This is a genomic window from Micromonospora sp. WMMD714 (assembly GCF_029581315.1).
Taxonomy (GTDB): Bacteria; Actinomycetota; Actinomycetes; order Mycobacteriales; family Micromonosporaceae; genus Micromonospora; species Micromonospora rifamycinica.
This window is the reverse complement of the sequence record NZ_CP120744.1, coordinates 818009-835842: the sequence shown is the minus strand read 5'-3', so window position 1 is coordinate 835842 and position 17834 is coordinate 818009. Positions and strand designations below refer to the sequence as shown.

Below are 17834 nucleotides of genomic sequence, written 5' to 3'. Positions count from 1 at the left end.
CGCCCAGCCGACAACCACGGCGACTGCGCGCCCGACCGGCGGTGGCGGGGGGGGGGGGGGGGGGGGGGGGGGGGGGGGGGGGGGCGAGCGCAGCCGACACCGGACAACCCGCCGGTTCGTCGTCCGGCGGTGGACGGTAGGTACGGCACCGGGCGGGGCGCGGCCCCCCGTGTGGCCGCGCCCCGCCCGGTGCCCTACCGTGGATCAGCCGTTGAGCAGCTCGTACGCCGAGGCCGGTGCCGTCTGCACCTGGTCACCGCTCGGTGCGGTGAGGCTCGGCGCCTTGCCGAAGTCGTAGTAGCGGGTGACCACCGTGCGGGCCTTCGCCTTGCCGGCCGCCGGGACCTTCAGGGTCAGCGAACCGAGGTTGCCGTCCGCTCCGACGACCGCGGTGAACGGCACCTGCTTGGCAGCCGGGCCGAGCGCGGCCACGTCGACGTCGTCCACCGCCTGGGCCGCCTGGTCGCTCGCGGTCAGATCGATGAAGCCGGTGTACGTGCCGGAGCCCCTGTCCTGCACCGTTGACGCGCTCTCGATGAGCACGCCGGTGTTGCCCGGGTCGGCGCCCTCGTACACGAGGTTGTCCGCCTCGTCCTTGATCTTGGACGGGTCCAGTTTCATCCAGCGCTTCGGCAACTTCATCGCCTCGTGCAGACCGTCGATGCCGGTCAGCTTCACCCGCATCCAGACCCGGTCGTCGATCACCCGCATCGACATGGTCATCGTGAAGGCGGGATCGGTGCTCCGCTGCGAGAAGGTCAACTCCGTCGCCTCGGCGGCCGGGTCGACCACCCCGGAGACCTTGTCAGCACCCCCGGAGTGGGCGAACCGGAAGCGCGGGTCGTCGTCGTCCGGCACGGCGGCCAGCAGGGCGGTCTTGGGATCGGGCGAGGGGGACGTCGACGGAGCTGGCGGCGTCGCCCCGGCGGAACTCCTGTCGGGTGCGGCGCAACCCGTGAGGAGGACGGTGGCGGTCAGCAGGGCGCTCCCGGTGGCTGCGACCCGCCGGATGCTTCCGGTGGTGCCGGTTCGCTGCGTCATGTCGTTGACTCACTTTCACTGCGCTGGCCGATTGCTGGCGAGATCCTGCATGGACAGCACCGCCGTACCGCTGCCGTTATGCTGCCGTCCGGCTGCCGTGCACTGCCGTGCCGCACGGCCGGGGGCGTCAGGAGCGGAAACCGCGTGTCAGAGCCGTTGCGTTTCCAGGTGCTCGGGCCACAGCTCGCCTGGTGCGGGGAGCGGCTGGTCGATCTCGGTCCCGGAAAGCAGCGCGCCGTGCTGGCGGTCCTGCTCCTATCCGCCGGTCGGCCGGTGCCCACCTTCCAGATGATCGACGCGGTCTGGCCGGAGGACCCGCCTGCGAACGGACCCAACGTGGTGCAGAAGTACGTCGCGGGGCTACGCCGGGTGCTGGAGCCGGAACGGTCACCCCGGGCGCCCGGACAGGTGATCACCCGCACCGATGCCGGCTACCTGCTGCGGGTGGATCCGGCGGCGGTGGACGCGTTCCGCTTCGAACGGGGCGTACGGCAGGCGGAGCAGCACCGAGCTGCGGGCCGTACCGGTGCGGCGGCAGCAGAGCTGCGGGCGGCGCTGGAGCTGTGGCACGGCGAGCCGTTCGGCGGACTCACCGGCCCGGTGCTGGAGGCGGCCCGGCAGCGCCTGGTGGAGATCCGGGCCGGTGCGCTGGAGTCATGGGCTGAACTCCAACTGGACCAGGGGCGGCATCGGGAGCTGATCGGTGAGCTGGTGGAACTGGTGGCCGAGTTCCCGGTGCGGGAGCGGCTGCGGCACCACTTCATGTTGGCGCTGTACCGCAGCGGTCGGCAGGCCGAGGCGTTGGCGGCGTACCGCGAGATCGACGACCTGCTCCGGGAGGAACACGGCATCGAACCGGGGGAGGCGCTGCGCGACCTGCACCGACGAATCCTCCGCGCCGACCCGGCGCTCACTCCCCCCGCCGCCAGCAGCACCGACCCTCCCGGCACCGAGTCTCCCGGCACTGACCCTTCCGGCACCGAGTCTTCCGGCACTGACCCTTCCGGCGCTGAGTCTTCCGGCACCGAGTCGCCTGGCCCTGGAGGTGCTGGTGCGTGTGGTGTCGGCGGCGGGCGGGCTGGTCGGCCGGCGGCGCGGGCCGACGAGCCGTTGCCACCTGTACCGGTGCCCCCGGTGGCGGACGGTCGGCCTGCCGGCAGCACGCCGGCGTCGTGGGCCGCCGCCCCACCGCTGCCTGGTCCGTCCCCACTGCCGCCGCCCTTCGCCCTGCGGCCCCCACATCTCGACACGCCGCACCGGCGTCGGCCCGGCCCCCGCGACCCGGTGCCGCGCTGGATGAGCAACACCGCCACAGCGGTCGGTACCGCGCTGGTGTTGCTCTCGTTCGGCTGCGTGACCTGGCTGGTGATCCTCGGGTACGCGATCTGGCGGCGTAGTTGGCGGCTGGCGGTGGCGGGCGTCGGATACCTGGCCGCAACCTCCTGGCTCGTGTACGACATCGCCCGGTTCGACCCCGCGGTGGAAGGGCCGGGGTGGCAGGCGTTCCTGGGCCTCAGCCTGGTGCTCCTCTGCTGGCCGGTGGGCGCCGGGCACGTGCTCCTGCTCAGCAGGCGGGTGTGGGGGGCGATCACCAACCGGGCAGCCGGCTCCCAGCTACGCGCCGAGGAGCAGCGGGTACGCCGCGAGCAGGCCCGCTACCTGCTGCACCACTACCCGGCCAGCCGGTACCAGTTCGCCATCGGCCGCCCCGACCTGTTCCGCACCTTCGACGACGGTGGTCTGATCGACGTCAACGCAGTCGCCGACGAGGTGCTCCTCACTCTTGCCGGATTGACTGAACGGCAGGGCCGTCAGGTGGCCATGGACCGGTGGCTCCGTGGGCCGTACGGGTCGATGGAGGAGTTGGCCGGGCGTTGCGCGCTGCCACTCGCGAGGACTGAAGCACTCCGTGACGTCCTGGTCTTCCTTCCGCCCGGCGTGTCTCCGCCCGGCGTGCCTGCCTCCACCCCACCCGACAGGCCGGTGCCGACGGCGGACGGTTGACCGGTGGAAGGGTCGGTCAGGGCTGGTAGACATGTCGGATGAGTGGGGACCGGGTGGCGGTGCGGGAGCGGGCCGAGGCGGTGTTGCGCCGGCTGGCCGGTGAGCACGCCCGGCTGCGGGAGGACCAGTGGCGGGCGATCGAGGCGCTGGTGGTCGACCGGCGTCGGGTGCTCTGCGTGCAGCGCACCGGGTGGGGCAAGTCGGCGGTCTACTTCGTGGCCACCGCCCTGCTGCGTGAGCACGGTGAGCACGGGCCGACGGTCATCGTCTCGCCGCTGCTGGCGTTGATGCGCAACCAGGTGGAGGCGGCGGCCCGCGCCGGCATCCGGGCGCGCACCATCAACTCGGCCAACCTCGACGAGTGGGACGAGATCACCGCCGAGATCCACGCCGGGGCGGTGGACGTGCTGTTGATCAGCCCCGAGCGGCTCAACAACCCCGACTTCCGGGACACCGTGCTGCCGAGGCTGGCCGCCACCACCGGCCTGCTGGTGGTGGACGAGGCGCACTGCGTCTCCGACTGGGGGCACGACTTCCGGCCCGACTACCGCCGGCTGCGCACCTTCCTGGGCAACCTGCCGGAGCGGACGCCGGTGCTCGCCACCACCGCCACCGCCAACGAGCGGGTGACCCGGGACGTCGCCGAGCAACTCGGCACCGAACCGACCCCAGGCCCGGCCGACCGCGCCGGCTCTGCCGCACCGTCCGTATCGCCCGCCGACCTCCCCGGTTCCCCCGCCGATCCGGCGGCGGCGCCCGACCGGGCCGCGCGACGGGCCGACGTGCTGGTGCTGCGGGGCACGCTGGACCGGGAGTCGCTGCGGCTGGGCGTGCTCGACCTGCCCAGCCCGGCGCACCGGCTGGCCTGGCTCGCCGACCACCTGGACGCGCTGCCCGGCTCCGGGATCGTCTACACGCTCACCGTGGCGGCGGCCACCGAGACCGCCGAGTTCCTCCGGGCGCGCGGCTGGTCGGTGGCCTCCTACACCGGCCAGGCCGAGGACGCCGACCGCCGCGCCGCCGAACAGGATCTCCTCGACAACAAGATCAAGGCGCTGGTGGCGACCAGTGCGCTCGGGATGGGGTTCGACAAGCCCGACCTCGGTTTCGTGGTGCACCTCGGTGCGCCGCCCTCGCCGATCGCCTACTACCAGCAGGTCGGCCGCGCCGGCCGGGCCGTCGAACACGCCGAGGTGCTGCTGCTGCCGGGGGTCGAGGACGCCGCCATCTGGCGCTACTTCGCCTCGCTGGCGTTCCCGCCCGAGGAGCAGGTGCGTACCGTGCTGGCCGCCCTGCACACCGACCGGCCGCTCTCCACCCAGGCCCTGGAACCCATCGTCGACCTGCGGCGGACCCGCCTGGAGCTGATGCTCAAGGTGCTCGACGTCGACGGCGCGGTCCGCCGGGTGCGCGGCGGCTGGCTCGCCACCGGCGAGCCGTGGACCTACGACGAGGCCCGGCTGCGTCGGGTCGCCCAGGCCCGCACCGCCGAACAGCAGGCCATGCGCGAGTACGCCGGCACGACCGGCTGCCGGATGCGCTACCTGCGGGAATGCCTGGACGACAGCGGGGCGGACGACTGCGGCCGATGCGACCGCTGTGCCACGCCGCTGTTCACCGCCGAGGTCTCCGGCCCCGCGTTGACCGCCGCGCAGACCTTCCTCGGCCGTCCCGGGGTGCAGATCGCCCCCAAGAAGCTCTGGCCGACCGGGCTCGACGCGGTCGGCGTACCGCTGAAGGGGCGGATCCCGCCCACGGAGCAGGCGCTGCCCGGCCGGGCCGTGGGGCGGCTGTCCGACCTGGGCTGGGGTGGCCGGCTGCGCGGCCTGGTCGGCCCGGACACGGCCGACGGCCCGGTCCCCGACGACGTGGCGGCGGCCGTGGTGGAGGTGCTGAAGGCGTGGGCGCACGGTGACGACCCGTGGCCGCGCCGCCCGGCCGGTGTGGTCGCGGTCGGCTCCCGCAGCCACCCGGCCCTGGTCGCCTCGCTCGCCGAGCGGATCGCCACGGTCGGCCGGCTGCCGCTGCTCGGCGCGGTCACCCCGGTCGGCCCGGCCGGCGCCGGCGGGCCGCGCGGCAACAGCGCCCAGCGGGTACGCGCCCTGCACGACGCCTTCAGCCTCCCCGACGAGGTGGCCGGGGCGCTGGCCGGACTGGACGGCCCGGTGCTGCTCGTCGACGACCTGGTCGACTCCGGCTGGACGATGACGATGGCGGCCCGCCTGCTGCGCCGGGCCGGCGCCCCCGACGTCCTCCCGCTCGCCCTCGCCCTCGCCGGCTGACCCACTCGCACTCGCCCTCGCCCGGCTGGCCCACTCGCCCGGCTGACCCGCCCTCGCCGGCGGGCCGGTCCGCCGCCGGTCGAATCACCGCACCGCCGACCGCCGCGAAGTTCCCCGGCCGGCGGTAATGCGACCGGCGCCACGGTGACCGGCCGCTGCCCGGTCGCCGACGGCGGCGGCGGTACGGTGGGCGGATGGCCGACCAGCGATCCGTCACCCGGCCGGCCGACCCGGCGGACCAGGGTGCGTCGGCCGCCGACGAGGGTGCCGCCGTGCCGGCCGGATCCGCCGTGCCGGCTGCCGGGGCACGCGCCCCGGCACCGGTGGACCGCCGCGACTCGACCGACGACCGGGAGGCCCCGCAGCCCGCCGGGCGGGCGCTGTCCGGGGGACCGACGTCCGGCGGGTGGGCGCTGTCCGGGGGGTCGACGTCCGCCGGGGCGCGGTCGGCGGGGCCGGCGGTCGGACCGGACCGGGCCACGCTGCGGCTGGCGCTGGTGGTCGGTGGACTGGCGCTGGCCGTCCTGCTCGGCTTCGGTCTCGGCCGGGCCGACGGAAGGCCGATCGACCGTACGGCGGCGACCGTCGGGACCGCCGCCGGGGACCACAGCCACGCTCCGGGCACCGGCGCGCACCAGCACGACGCCACCGCCGGGCAGCCGGCCGGCGACGGGGCCACCGGCCTGTCGGTCACCTCCGACGGCTACACGCTCACCCCGTCGGGCGGGGAGTTCGTCGCCGGGCGGGCGGGTGAACTGCGGTTCCAGATCCGGGACGCCCAGCGGCGACCGGTCACCCGGTTCGCGGTCGTGCACGACAAGCCGATGCACCTGATCGTGGTACGCCGCGACCTCACCGGATTCCAGCACCTGCACCCGACGATGGCCGCCGACGGCACCTGGTCGATCCCGCTGACCCTGCCGCAGCCGGGCGTCTGGCGGGCGTACACCGATTTCACCGTGGTCGCCGACGACGGCCGGCAGACCCCGGCGACGCTGGGCGTGGACCTGGTGGCGCCGGGGGACTACGCACCCCGCCCGCTGCCCGCCCCGGCCACCCGCGCGACCGTGGCCGGGTTCACCGTCGACTACACGGGCACCCCGCAGGTGGGTGCCGCCGTACCGCTGCGGTTCCAGGTCCGTGACGGGGCCGGGCGGCCCGCCGTCCTGGAGCGCTACCTCGGCGCGTACGGGCACCTGGTCGCCCTCCGCGAGGGCGATCTGGGCTACCTGCACGTGCACCCCGAACCCGGGCCGACCGGTGACACGGTGACCTTCTGGCTGACCGCGCCCGGCCCCGGCAGCTACCGGATGTACCTGGACTTCCAGGTGGCGGGCGTGGTGCGGACCGCGGAGTTCACCCTGAGTGTCCGCTGACCCCGGCTCAGTTCACCCTGAGCGTCCGCTGACCCCGGCTCAGCCGGCCCGGCGGGCCGGGCGGCGGGCCAGGTAACGCAGCAGATCCCGGATGTGGTGCTTCTCCTCGGCGGGCACCGACGGGTCGGCCAGCCGGTCGAGGATCACCCGGACGTCCGCCTCCACCGGGCCGTCGTCGGCGCGGCGGCGGGGCACCGGCCCCGAGTCGGGCAGGCCGAGCGCCCGGAAGGCCGCCGCCACCGGCAGGTCGAGGGCGGCGCAGAAGCCGCGCACCTTGGCCAGCTCGGGGTAGTCCTGCCAGTCACCGGCGAGCCACCGGAAGACGGTGGACCGGCCGACACCGGTGTGGGCCGCGAGGTCGGTCACCGTCCAACCCCGCTCGTCACGGGCGTCGTCGATGGCCCGCCGCACGAAACGGGCGAACGCCATCTGTGGTGAGACCTCGGTCGAAGCCATGCCGGTGAGATCGTCCCCTCTCCGGGGAGGTCGGGTGTCCGGTGTGCCCTTCGAGGGTAGTACGACCGCCGGCCGGTGTGACTCCCCGACCGGCCGTCCAGGTCGACGGCAGGCCCGTCGTGGGGCCGCGCCGCAGGTGGCAGTCGTTCCGGGCGCGGTCGGCGAGCGGCGACGATTGCCGTCCGTCACCTAAAATCGACGGGTCACCGACCTGTCCCGGCAGCACCGAGGAGGAGCAGGATGGCCGACCCCGATCGTCCGGTGCCGCACCGCCCGGGTGCGGTCAGCCTCTTCTTCGTCGCCAAGGCGGGTGTGTTCGCCGTGGGCTTCTGGAGCTGGCTGCTGGTGCTGGTGGCGACCGGTGACCGGGTGACCGGGGCGCACGTCCTGGTCGCCGCCGGTGCCGTCACCACCTCGCTGGTGGGGGTGGTGCTCGGCGTCCGGTTGGCGCTGCAACGCAGCGCTGCGGCCCGGCACGCCGAACTCAAACGGCTCCTGGTCGACATCTCCTGGAACGCCTTCACCGCCGCCGGCAACGCCGAGACGTCCGGCACGGTGGTGCCGTTCCCCACGCTGTCCGGCGACGACGAGCGGGGCACCCGCGAACGGGTCTCCCCGGTGTTCGACCGGTCCACCGGGGAGCGGCCCGGCGGTCGGGGCGGCAACCGGCGTCGCTGAGCCCGGCCATTCCCGCCGGTCGGGGCGGCGGTCGCCCCTACTCCCGCCGATCGGGGCGGCGGCCTGCCCTGATCCGGTCGGTCGGGGCGGCAACCGGCGTCGCTGAGCCGTGCCTCAGTGCCCGGCGGTCGGCGTGGGGTGGTCGGCCAGCAGGGTCGACAGGCGTGGGGTGACCTGCCACTGGTCGACCAGCTGCCGGTACTCGGCCGCCACCCCGTCGTCGCCCGGGTCGCCGGGTGCCCGCTGCGGGCGGGCGGCACCGCCGCCGGTGCCCGGGTCGCCGCCGGAGCCGTTACGGCGGGCACGGATCAGCAGGTTCCGGGGGGTGTGCCGGGAGTCGACGAACTCGACCACGTCGGCCCGGTAGCCGTGCGTCCGCAGCAACCCCGCCCGCAGCGCGTCGGTGAGCACGTCGGCGAAGCGTTCCCGCAGGATGCCCTGCCGGGTCAGCAGCGCGTAGGGCGCCGGGGCCGGCCGGGCGCGCAGCTGCGCCGCGAGGTCGTGGTGGCAGCACGGGGCGGCGAGGATCCAGCGGGCCTGCCAGCGCACCGCCCGGGCCAGCGCCTCGTCGGTGGCGGTGTCACAGGCGTGCAGCGCGAGGACCAGGTCGGGGGCGGGCTCCACCACGGCGTCGGCGATGGTGCCGGCGACGAAGGACACCCGGTCGCCCCAGCCGAGGCGTTCGGCCAGCTCGCTGTTGCGCCGCCGCTGGTCCTCCCGGACGTCCACCCCGACGAGGTCCACGTCCAGCCCGCGGCCGGTCAGGTACCGGTACGCGGCGAAGGTCAGGTAGGCATTGCCGCAGCCCAGGTCGACCACGCGCAGTCGGCCGGTGAGGTCGTCGGGGAGGGTGGCGGCCAACGCGCGCAGGAAGGCGTCCACCTGTCGCCGTTTGGCGGCGCTGCCACCGATCTCCGCGAAGATCGGGTCTCCCGGGTCGAGGAGGTACTCCTTGGCCCGGTCGTGGCCCTCCGGCCCGGCCGTCGGACGGCTGGCCGCCGCCCGGTGCACCTGGGCGTCGCCGGACTTGGTCACCCGGAGTTGGAGGGTGGCCCCGGCGGTCTCCACGTGCCAGTTGCCGAACGGCTCGGCGAGCAGCGCGTCGACCGCCGCGTCGGCGTCCGGGCCGCCCGGCACCACGTTCCGGGTGTACGGCCGTACCCCGTCGGAGGTGGAGATCTGCAACCGGGTGCCGGCCTTGAGGGCGACCGGGCGTAGCTCGGCGCGTACCACGGAGGGACGTTGCCCCCGGCGTCGGCCGGCGGCGACGGCGCGGGTCAGGGCGGGGTCGAGCAGCAACGCCCGCACCTCGGTCAGGGCGACGTCCAACGGTTCCGGCATCCTGCCATCATCCTTCCCGCCCGACCGGTGCCGCGGCCGGGCCGTCCCCGGGTGTCCCGCGCCGCACCGGTGCCCACCCGCAGCATCCCGCTGCAAACCGCGACTCAGAGTGGCCTCAAGATCAGATTGCAGTTTTGCAGACGACACGCCGATGCAAGTACGCGAAATCGCAACCTGATCATGGTGCCCCCACCAACAAGCGTCGTTCGGACGCCGACCGTCCCTCAAACTCCCGGGGTGACGTCGGTTGCTCGTGTCCGGGGGCCAGACGAGGGCCGACGGCCTCCGGCCTGGCTCCCGCCTCGCCCCGGACCTGGCTCCGGGCTTGGCTGGTGGTGGCGTTCGTGCACACCGCCGACGTCCGCACCGGGTGCGAGCGAGACATCCCCCGGACCGTCAGTGCGGGCCGGGGGATGTCGGTGTTGCCTGTCAGTCGGCGGTGGCCTCGGCCGGCGTGTCCGTGCCGGAACCGCCGCCACGGCGACGCCGACGGCGACGGGGCCGGGTCGACTCGCCCTCGATGGCCGGCCCTGCGGCCGAGGTGGCCGTGCTGGCGGTGCCGGTGGTACCGGTGGCCGTGCTGGCGGTGCCGGTGGTACCGGTGGCCGTGCTGGCGGTGCCGGTGGTCGTGTCGGTGGACTCTCCGCCGGTCACCGTGGTCGACTCGCCCGCGACCACCTCGCCGGCCCGGCGACGACGCCGGTGACGTGGGGTACGGGTGCCCTCCTCGGCCGTCTCCACGGCTGCGGAGGGGGCATCCGGCGCGTCGGTGCCGGGGCGACCCCGACGCCGCTCGCCCCGACCGCCGCCGGTACCCCGGCCACCGCTGTCGCCACGACCGCGTCCCTCGCCGCGCCGGGAGCCCCGGCCACCACCCTCACCCCGGCCGGACCGGCCACCCAGGTCCTCCTCGACCTCGGCGGAGAGCCCGGCGCGGGTCCGCTCGGCGGTCGGCAGGGTGCCGGTCATCTCGGGCGAGATGTCCAGGTCGGTGTAGAGGTGCGGGGAGGTGTGGTACGTCTCCGGCGGCTCGGGCATGTCCAGGCCGAGCGTCTTGTCGATGATCCGCCAGCGGGGCATGTCGTCCCAGTCGACGAAGGTGACGGCGACACCGGTCGCCCCGGCCCGGCCGGTACGGCCGATCCGGTGGGTGTAGGTGTCCTGGTCCTCGGGGCAGTCGTAGTTGATGACGTGGGTGACGCCGCTGACGTCGATGCCCCGGGCGGCCACGTCGGTGGCGACCAGGGTGTCGATCTTGCCGGCCCGGAACGCGCGCAGCGCCCGCTCCCGCGCGCCCTGACCCAGGTCACCGTGCACGGCGGCCACCGCGAAGCCCCGGAAGTCGAGATCCTCGGCGACCCGGTCGGCGGCCCGCTTGGTGCGGGTGAAGATCATGGTGAGCCCGCGTCCCTCGGCCTGGAGGATCCGCGCCACGATCTCGATCTTGTTCATCGAGTGGGTGCGGTACGCCAGCTGCTGGGTCTGCGGCGACGGGCCGGTCTCGGCGGTGTGCCCGGCGTGGATCGTCACCGGTCGGCGCAGGAACCGCCGGGAGAGGGTGACGATCGGGTCCGGCATGGTGGCCGAGAAGAGCATGGTCTGCCGGTCCTCCGGCAGCATCGCCAGGATCTTCTCGACGTCGTCGAGGAAGCCCAGGTCGAGCATCCGGTCGGCCTCGTCGAGCACCAGCGCGCGGACCCGGTCCAGCCGCAGGTGCTTCTGCTTCTGCAGGTCCATCAGCCGGCCCGGGGTGCCGACCAGGATCTCCACGCCCTTGCGCAGCGCGTCGATCTGCGGCTCGTACGCCACCCCTCCGTAGATCGGCAGCACCCGCACGCCCCGGGTGCGGCCGGCGGCGGCGAGGTCCTTGGCCACCTGGATGCCCAGCTCACGGGTGGGGACGACGACCAGTGCCTGCGGCACGCCGTCGCTGCCCTCGCCCGGTGCCAGCACCCGCTCCAGTAGCGGCACGCCGAAGCCGAGCGTCTTGCCGGTGCCGGTCGGCGCCTGGCCGATCATGTCGGTGCCCCGGAGCGCGATCGGGATGGCGTACTCCTGGATCGCGAAGGCACGGGTGATACCCGCCGTGGCCAGGGCCTCGACGGTTTCGGGCCGCGCGCCCAGCGCGGCGAAGGTGGGGGCCTCCGGACGGACCGGGGCGGTGGGGACCAGTTCCTGGCCCTCCAACTGATCGAGAATCTGTTCGCTCATCTGGATCTGGGGGTGCCCTCTCGTGGTGCGCCCCGTTTTGTCCTCAGGGCGCGTTCGGTATGGCGCGGGCCACGCGATCGGCGGCGGAGAATCGCCGCGCCGGACCGGGCCGCACGCGCGCCGCAGGCAGGACTTCGATCAGATCGGCGCCCACGGCAACTACCCCATCTTACCCGAGCAGGCCGGTGCACGCCCCTGACCTGGATGACCGGCTTTCGCCGGGGGTGACAAATGTGACCTGGGCCACTGCTGCCGGGCCGGGCGGGACTTCACCCCGGGCGAGGGTGGCGGGGATGGCGACGACCGGCGCAGCCGACCTACTGCCCTGCTACCCGCCGGCCTGACCTGCCGCTCTACTACCCGGCCTGCCGCCCTGTTGCCCGGCCTGCCGTCGGCCGGTCCGACTACCCGACCTGGCGTTGGTCGGTCCGGGCTGCGGCCGGCCGGTCCCACCTGGTGTCGGTCGGTCCGAGCTGGCGTTGGTCGGTCCGAGCTGGCGTTGGTCGGTCCGGCCCCTGCGTCGGTCGGTCCGGCCTGCGGCGGGAGTGCCCGCCGCAGGGGCCGGACCGGCTCAGCGAACGGTGAAACCGACCGCGCGGGGGGACGCCTCGGCGATCTCGACGTAGGCGACCTTGCCGACCGGCACGATCACCCGTCGACCCTTCTCGTCGGTCAGGGACAGCGTCCCCTCGGCCGTGGCGAAGGCGTCGGTCACGATCTGCTCGATCTCGGCCGGCGACTGCGCGCTCTCCAGAACCAGCTCGCGCGGCGCGTACTGCACGCCGATCTTGACCTCCACTGTGCCTCCTCAGGTGGGCGAGATAGCCGCCGATCGGAAGGCTATCCGATCTCGGGGCCGGATGTTCAGGTCGACTCACCCTGGAGCGGGAAGCTCGCGATGCCCCGCCAGGACAGCGCCGCGACCAGCGCCTCCGCCTCGGCCTTCGGCACCTGCCGGCCACCGGCCAGCCAGAACTGGGCGGCGGTCTCGGCCGCCCCGACCAGACCGGAGGCGAGCAGCTCGGCGTGCGCCCGGCTGACCCCGGTGTCCGAGATGATGGTGTCGGTGATCGCCGCGATGCAGCCCTGCTCCACCCGCTCCACCCGCTGCCGGACCGCCGGGTCGTTGCGTAGGTCGGATTCGAAGACGAGCCGGAACGCCTCGCTCTCGTGGTCGACGAAGTCGAAGTACGCCCGCACCGATGCGCCGACCCGTTCCTTGTTGTCGTGGGTGCCGCGCATCGCGTCGTGCACCTTGGCGACGATGGCGTCACAGTGCGTGTCGAGCAGCGCCAGATACAGATCCATCTTTCCGGGGAAGTGCTGGTACAGCACCGGCTTGGAAACCCCGGCCCGCTCGGCGATGTCGTCCATCGCGGCGGCGTGGTACCCCTGCGCTACGAACACCTCCTGCGCTGCGGCGAGTAGCTGCTTACGGCGTGCTGAACGGGGTAGCCGGGTAGGCCGGCCGGTAGTCTGCGCACCGTTCCCCACAGCGGTCACGGGAACCTCCGAGTTTCGTCGTTCCAGCCGGCACTTTTACCCCGTACCGGTCAGGACACTCACCCGGCCCCGGAATTGGCCCGCCGCTGTAACTTATCGCCACTGTCACCACACGGTAGCCTCAGCGGGGGCGACCAAGGAGCGCGCGGTGAGTGAATCAGGGCAACCCGGTGCCGCCACCCCGGGAGAGCATGACGACGGTACGGGTCAGCAGGACGACCTGGCCCGTTCCGTCAGTGGGTGGGCGCCTGCGACCGGGTGGTCCGACGGGGCCGACGCCCCGGGTTACCGGGAGACCGGCTCACCGTGGAACCGGGCCGACCCCGCAGCGGGCTGGAGCGGGTCGCCCGCGCGGCACGGTGACCTGCCTGCGCCGTTCGTCTCCCCGCCGGGCGGTGTGGACGCCCCGCGCAACGGTCGGGCACCCCGCAATGGTCACGACTCGGCACCGGATTTCCCGGCCCCTGCCCGCCGCCCGGTGAGCGCCCCACCCGGCGACCCCCGTCACCCCGCCGACGACCTGCGGACCGACGGCGACGACCGGCTCGTCGTCCCGGCCCAGCGGCCGATGCCGCCGACCGGCCAGCAGCACCACCCGGAGTCCGCCCGGCATTCCTCGGACGACCCCTCCGCGCCCGGCGGCGGGCGCTGGCCCGGGAGTGACCTCCCCTCCTCGGCCCCACCGGCGATGCAGGTCCCCCCGGTGGGCACGGCCGCCTCCGGATTCGAGGTGCCACCTGGTTTCCACGCCCCGGAGCGGGGCGCGGCCGAGTCGTCCCCGACCGGCGACCCCCGCGACTGGGACGGTCGCTTCCCGGCCGAGGGTGATCCGCCCGGCGGGGCCGACCGCTTCCCCCCGGGGGAGTCGACCGCCGACGCCCGGTCGGGTGCCGCCGAGCCGCTCGGCGGGAGCGGCGAATCCCGGGCCACCGAGCCGCAGGGTGTCGAGCCGCGGGGTGGGGACCGGCTGTCCGCCGAGCGTCGACCGGCCGCCCCCGGTGAGGAACCGGACTGGTCCGGCCCGAGTTGGAACCGGCCGAGCTGGGGCGGGACCTGGGCGCCCTCCTGGTCCCGGGACGAGGACCCGCCGGCCGGGCGACGTGGCCGGGCCGACCGGGCGGTGGAGTGGTCGGCCGAGCCGGCCCGCCCCTACGAACCGGTACGTGCCGAGCCGGCCCGCCCCTACCAGCCGGTACGTGCCGAGCCGGCCCGCCCGTACGAGCCGGTGCGCTCGGAGGTGCCCCGCCCGTACGAGCTGACCCGTTCCGAACCGGTCACCCCTCCCGCGTTGCCGGAGCCCACGCCGTCGGTGGCCGATCGGCCCGGCCGGGACGGGCCGACCGCTGACCGGGCGGCCCCGGGCCGCCCCGGTGCCGACCGCCCCGACCGGGATCGGCCGACGCATGCCGGCCGTGACGACGAGCACCCGGATCCGGGCTGGCCCGCGCGTGCCGGCCGTGACGACGAGCCCGCCGAGCCGAGCTGGCCCGCTCGCGCCGACCGTGCCGACGGCCGCCCCGAGCCGGGCTGGCCCACGCATGCCGACGACCGCCTCGACCGGGATCGGCCGACGCGTGCCGGCCGCGACGACGACCGCCCCGGGCCGGGCTGGCCCGCGCGTGCCGCTCGCGACGACGACCGGCCCGAGCGGGACTGGTCGGAGCGCGGCGGTCGACCGGAGCGGTCCGAACGGGACTGGTCCGGTCGTGCCGGGGCGACCTGGTCCGACCGGGCCGACCGGGGTCGGGCGGGGCCGGGCTGGCCCGAGCGGGGCTGGTCCGAGCGGGCCGACGGCGACTGGTCCGACCGCTCGGAGGGGGACCGCGCCGAGGCCGACCGGGCGGAGCGGAGCTGGTCCGACCGGGCACAGCGGCCCGACCGTGACCGGTCGTCGGGTGTACAGCCCGCCCCGGAGCGCGTCCGCGCGGTGGACCGGGCTGCCGAACCGCCCCGGTGGACCACGGACCGTCCCGCCGGCACACCACCCCCCGCGCTCTACGACGCGTCGGTCACCCCGCCGCCGCTGTCCCGCGACGAGTCGATCGGATCGCCACTGTCCCGCAACGAGCCCGCCGCGCCGTCGTCGTCCCGTGTCGACCCGGTCGCGCTGCCGTCCCGTGTCGAGCCTGTTGGACCGCCGTCGTCCCGTGCCGAGCCGGCCGTGTTGTCGGCCCGCGACGAGCCGGCCGCACCGCTGCCGTCCCGTGTCGAGCCTGCCGGACCGCCGTCGGCCCGCGACGAGCCGGCCGGAGCGTCACCCTCCGGTGCCGGGCCGGCCGGGGCGCCGTCGGCGTCCGGCGGTGAGCGGAGCACCGGGCTGCCGGGCGTCGGCCGCGCCGACCAGCCGTTCCGGCTGCCCCGGGACGAACCCGCCGCCCGACCGGCCGCCCCGCCGGCCGGCCGCGCCGATCAGCCGTTCCGGCTCCGGTCGGTGCCGGCCGAGCCGGTCAGCCCTGCCACCCCTCCCGGCCATTCGCCGGAGCCCCCCGTCGCCGCCCTCGGCACCCCCGCCATCGGCGGGCCACGCCGGCTGGGCCAGATCCCGCCCGCGCCCGCACCGGCGGGCGTGCCCTCCTACGCGGCCCGCCGATCCGCCCCCGACCCGCTGACCACGACCGAGCCGGTGGTGGACCAGCGGAGACCGGACCGGGGCACGGCGGTGCTGCCGCAGCGCGTCCCCGCCGAACCGGACGTGCCCGTCGTGCCGGAGCCGCCAGCCGTGGAGCCCCCCGCCGAGACCCCGGAACTCGCCCGCATCGCCACCCACCTGCGCCGGGATGACGAGCCCGCCCCGCTGCGGGAACGTCCCGAGGGCTTCGACGTCAACGCGATCCTGGACGCCGTACGCGAGGTGGCCGGAGTGCGGGACGCGGCGCTGCGTCGTACCCCGGCCGGGGCGCACAGCCTGCGGCTGGACCTGTCCGACGGCGCCGACCCGGCGGAGGTCAGCCGGCTGGTGGCCCGCCTGCTCCAGGAGCGGATGGGTCTCGCCGCGGCCCCGCAGAACCTGCCCGGTGAGCCGAGTGCCGCGGTGCCGCCACCGCTGCGCCGCCGTACCGGCGAACCGCGCCCGGGGGACGCCCGGGGCCGTGACGAGTCCGTCCCGTCGGCCCGCCGGGAGCCGAACCGTGGCGTACCGACCGGCCGGGGGCCGCTCGGTGCAGGTGAGCCGCCGGTCCCCGCCGGGGACCGGCCGGGCGGTGGTGCCGGGCCGCTGGCAGGGCAGCCGTCGGCCGGCCGGGAGGCCCTCACCGGCGGACCGGGCCGGGACGCCGAGGAAGCGCCGGCCGAGCAGTCGCCGACGGTGTCCGGGGTGCCCCGCCGACGCCGGCAGCCGACCGCCCACCGGGGTCGGGCCAGCGTGGAGGACGTCCCCGGCGCGCTGCTGCCGCCCACCGGGAGCCCGGCGACGCTCAACGCGTCGTACTCGGGCGGTGGGCAGATGACCACGACGGAGACCGCGCCCTCGCGACCGCTGGACACCGGCGGCGTGCCGGGGCCACGGGTGGTGATCGACCACGTCCAGGTCAGCACGTTCGGTCTGGACGCCAACGTCGAGGTACGCCTGCTCGCCGCCGGTGAGCCGGCGGCCGGGCACGCCACCGGACCGGCCGTGGACGGGTACGTGCTGCGGCTCTGCGCGGTGGCCGCCGCGGCGGCGGTGGACGAGCTGCTGCGGCACGCCGAGCGCACCGCCGAGCGGGGACGCTGCTTCGTCGAGCACGTCGCCGTGGTGCCGTTCGGCAACTGCGAGGTGGCGACCGTGGTGGTGCTGCTGGTCTGCGACGGCTGGGTGGAGCAGCTGGCGGGTTCGGCGTTGGTCGCCGGGGATCCGCGGCAGGCGGTGGTCCGGGCGACGCTGGCGGCGGTCAACCGTCGCCTCGAAGCGCTGCTCGCCTGAGCGGCACGTTGTCGGTACGGGGACGGGACGGGAACACTGCCGGTATGAAGCGCGCCGCCCTCTGGCCCGAGGAGCACCTGCCCCCGCACCGGCTGCCCCCACCCTGGCCCGGCCGGGCGGTACGGCTCGACGGCACGCTCACCTACGTGCGGGACACCCCGGCCACCGGGCCGGACGCGGAACCCGCGCTGTACGTCCACGGGTTGGGCGGCTCGTCGCAGAACTGGACGGACCTCGCCGGCCTGCTCGCCGGCCGCCTCGACGGTCAGGCGATCGACCTGCCCGGCTTCGGTCGCAGCGAGCCGGGGCTGAGCTACACCATCCCGGCGTTCGCCGACCGGGTGGTGCGGTGGATCGAGCACTCCGGCCGGGGGCCGGTGCACCTGTTCGGCAACTCGTTGGGCGGGGCGGTCTCGGTGTACGTCGCCGGTCGCCGGCCGGACCTGGTGCGTACCCTGACCCTGATCTCGCCGGCCCTGCCGTTCCTGAACTTCGGCCGCTCGTTGCAGGGGCGGATGCTGCCGCTGTTGGCCATTCCGCGCGGGGAGCGGCTGGCCGCCTGGCGGCTGGCCCAGCTCGCCCCGGAGGTGATGGCGCAGCAGGCGATGGAGGCGTGCGTGGCCGACCTCAGCCGGATCAGCGAGCAGCGTCGGCAGGAGGCGCTGGAGGAGATCCGGGTCCGTTACGAGGCGACCCACTACGCCGCCGCCTACGTGCGGACGTTCCGCGGGCTGGTGGCCAGTTTCCTGCGGTCGTACCTGCCGGGGCCGGGGTCGCTGTGGCGGATCGCCGCCGCGATCCAGGCGCCCACGCTGGTGGTGGGGGGCATGAAGGACCGGCTGGTGGACGTCCGGGTGGCCCCGCAGACGGCCCGGATCATCCCGGACAGCCGGTTGATGATGCTGGCCGGCGTGGGGCACGTGGCGCAGCTGGAGGTGCCGCGTACGGTGGCCCGCGCCGTGCTGCACCTGCTCGCCGAGGTGGCGGACGCGCCGCGGTCCGGCGGTGACGCGGAGTTGCGGCCCGACGTGGCAAGCTGAC

General features: G+C 75.2%; 12 protein-coding genes. 6 read left to right on the top strand and 6 right to left on the bottom strand.

Features of this window, described 5'->3' with window-relative positions:
• Positions 1–204 precede the first annotated feature (204 nt).
• Entirely contained in the window at positions 205–1041 is an 837-nt protein-coding gene (locus O7625_RS03770) for a hypothetical protein (protein ID WP_282344326.1), read from the bottom strand.
• Between the two features lie 144 nt (positions 1042–1185).
• On the opposite strand from O7625_RS03770, the gene O7625_RS03765 reads away from it, so the two are divergent.
• From O7625_RS03765 to O7625_RS03755, 3 genes are all read left to right on the top strand, one after another.
• Positions 1186–3045, top strand: a complete 1860-nt coding sequence (locus O7625_RS03765; RefSeq protein ID WP_282344325.1) for an AfsR/SARP family transcriptional regulator — start codon at positions 1186–1188, stop codon at positions 3043–3045.
• Between the two features lie 38 nt (positions 3046–3083).
• Complete coding sequence (locus tag O7625_RS03760; RefSeq protein ID WP_282344323.1) at positions 3084–5327, top strand: DEAD/DEAH box helicase; 2244 nt, start codon at positions 3084–3086, stop codon at positions 5325–5327.
• Positions 5328–5521: 194 nt separating this feature from the next.
• A complete protein-coding gene (locus tag O7625_RS03755) occupies positions 5522–6703 on the top strand; it encodes a hypothetical protein (protein WP_348773984.1) in 1182 nt (393 codons plus the stop codon).
• Positions 6704–6742: 39 nt separating this feature from the next.
• Here the strand turns inward: O7625_RS03755 and O7625_RS03750 are convergent, their stop codons facing one another.
• Positions 6743–7159 carry a helix-turn-helix domain-containing protein gene (locus O7625_RS03750; RefSeq protein WP_282344322.1) on the bottom strand — a complete coding sequence of 139 codons (417 nt, stop codon included), beginning with the start codon at positions 7157–7159 and terminating at the stop codon, positions 6743–6745.
• Between the two features lie 240 nt (positions 7160–7399).
• Here O7625_RS03750 and O7625_RS03745 point away from each other — a divergent pair, with 240 nt between their 5' ends.
• On the top strand, positions 7400–7837 hold the full coding sequence (locus tag O7625_RS03745) for a hypothetical protein (RefSeq protein WP_282344321.1): 438 nt from the start codon (positions 7400–7402) through the stop codon (positions 7835–7837).
• Positions 7838–7951: 114 nt separating this feature from the next.
• Here the strand turns inward: O7625_RS03745 and O7625_RS03740 are convergent, their stop codons facing one another.
• The 4 genes from O7625_RS03740 to O7625_RS03725 form a co-directional block, all read right to left on the bottom strand.
• Positions 7952–9178, bottom strand: coding sequence for an SAM-dependent methyltransferase (locus O7625_RS03740; protein WP_282344319.1), 1227 nt, complete (start codon positions 9176–9178; stop codon positions 7952–7954).
• A 429-nt stretch (positions 9179–9607) separates the two neighbouring features.
• Positions 9608–11389 carry a DEAD/DEAH box helicase gene (locus tag O7625_RS03735; RefSeq protein ID WP_282344317.1) on the bottom strand — a complete coding sequence of 594 codons (1782 nt, stop codon included), beginning with the start codon at positions 11387–11389 and terminating at the stop codon, positions 9608–9610.
• A 571-nt stretch (positions 11390–11960) separates the two neighbouring features.
• Entirely contained in the window at positions 11961–12188 is a 228-nt protein-coding gene (locus O7625_RS03730) for a DUF3107 domain-containing protein (RefSeq protein WP_067315195.1), read from the bottom strand.
• Between the two features lie 65 nt (positions 12189–12253).
• Positions 12254–12892 (bottom strand): TetR/AcrR family transcriptional regulator, encoded by a 639-nt coding sequence (locus O7625_RS03725; RefSeq protein WP_282344315.1) that lies wholly within the window; start codon positions 12890–12892, stop codon positions 12254–12256.
• 148 nt (positions 12893–13040) lie between these two features.
• Here O7625_RS03725 and O7625_RS03720 point away from each other — a divergent pair, with 148 nt between their 5' ends.
• Together O7625_RS03720 and O7625_RS03715 are read left to right on the top strand one after the other, a co-directional pair.
• Complete coding sequence (locus O7625_RS03720; RefSeq protein WP_282344314.1) at positions 13041–16793, top strand: hypothetical protein; 3753 nt, start codon at positions 13041–13043, stop codon at positions 16791–16793.
• Between the two features lie 44 nt (positions 16794–16837).
• On the top strand, positions 16838–17833 hold the full coding sequence (locus O7625_RS03715; protein ID WP_282344313.1) for an alpha/beta hydrolase: 996 nt from the start codon (positions 16838–16840) through the stop codon (positions 17831–17833).
• The last annotated feature ends 1 nt before the right edge of the window (position 17834 follow it).

Excerpts from the sequence above, each read along its gene's own strand:
- O7625_RS03770 (WP_282344326.1), bottom strand. The coding sequence starts at position 1,041 with ATGACGCAGCGAACCGGCACCACCGGAAGCATCCGGCGGGTCGCAGCC.
- O7625_RS03735 (WP_282344317.1), bottom strand. The coding sequence starts at position 11,389 with ATGAGCGAACAGATTCTCGATCAGTTGGAGGGCCAGGAACTGGTCCCC.
- O7625_RS03760 (WP_282344323.1), top strand. The coding sequence starts at position 3,084 with ATGAGTGGGGACCGGGTGGCGGTGCGGGAGCGGGCCGAGGCGGTGTTG.
- O7625_RS03745 (WP_282344321.1), top strand. The coding sequence starts at position 7,400 with ATGGCCGACCCCGATCGTCCGGTGCCGCACCGCCCGGGTGCGGTCAGC.
- O7625_RS03750 (WP_282344322.1), bottom strand. The coding sequence starts at position 7,159 with ATGGCTTCGACCGAGGTCTCACCACAGATGGCGTTCGCCCGTTTCGTG.
- O7625_RS03755 (WP_348773984.1), top strand. The coding sequence starts at position 5,522 with ATGGCCGACCAGCGATCCGTCACCCGGCCGGCCGACCCGGCGGACCAG.
- O7625_RS03740 (WP_282344319.1), bottom strand. The coding sequence starts at position 9,178 with ATGCCGGAACCGTTGGACGTCGCCCTGACCGAGGTGCGGGCGTTGCTG.
- O7625_RS03715 (WP_282344313.1), top strand. The coding sequence starts at position 16,838 with ATGAAGCGCGCCGCCCTCTGGCCCGAGGAGCACCTGCCCCCGCACCGG.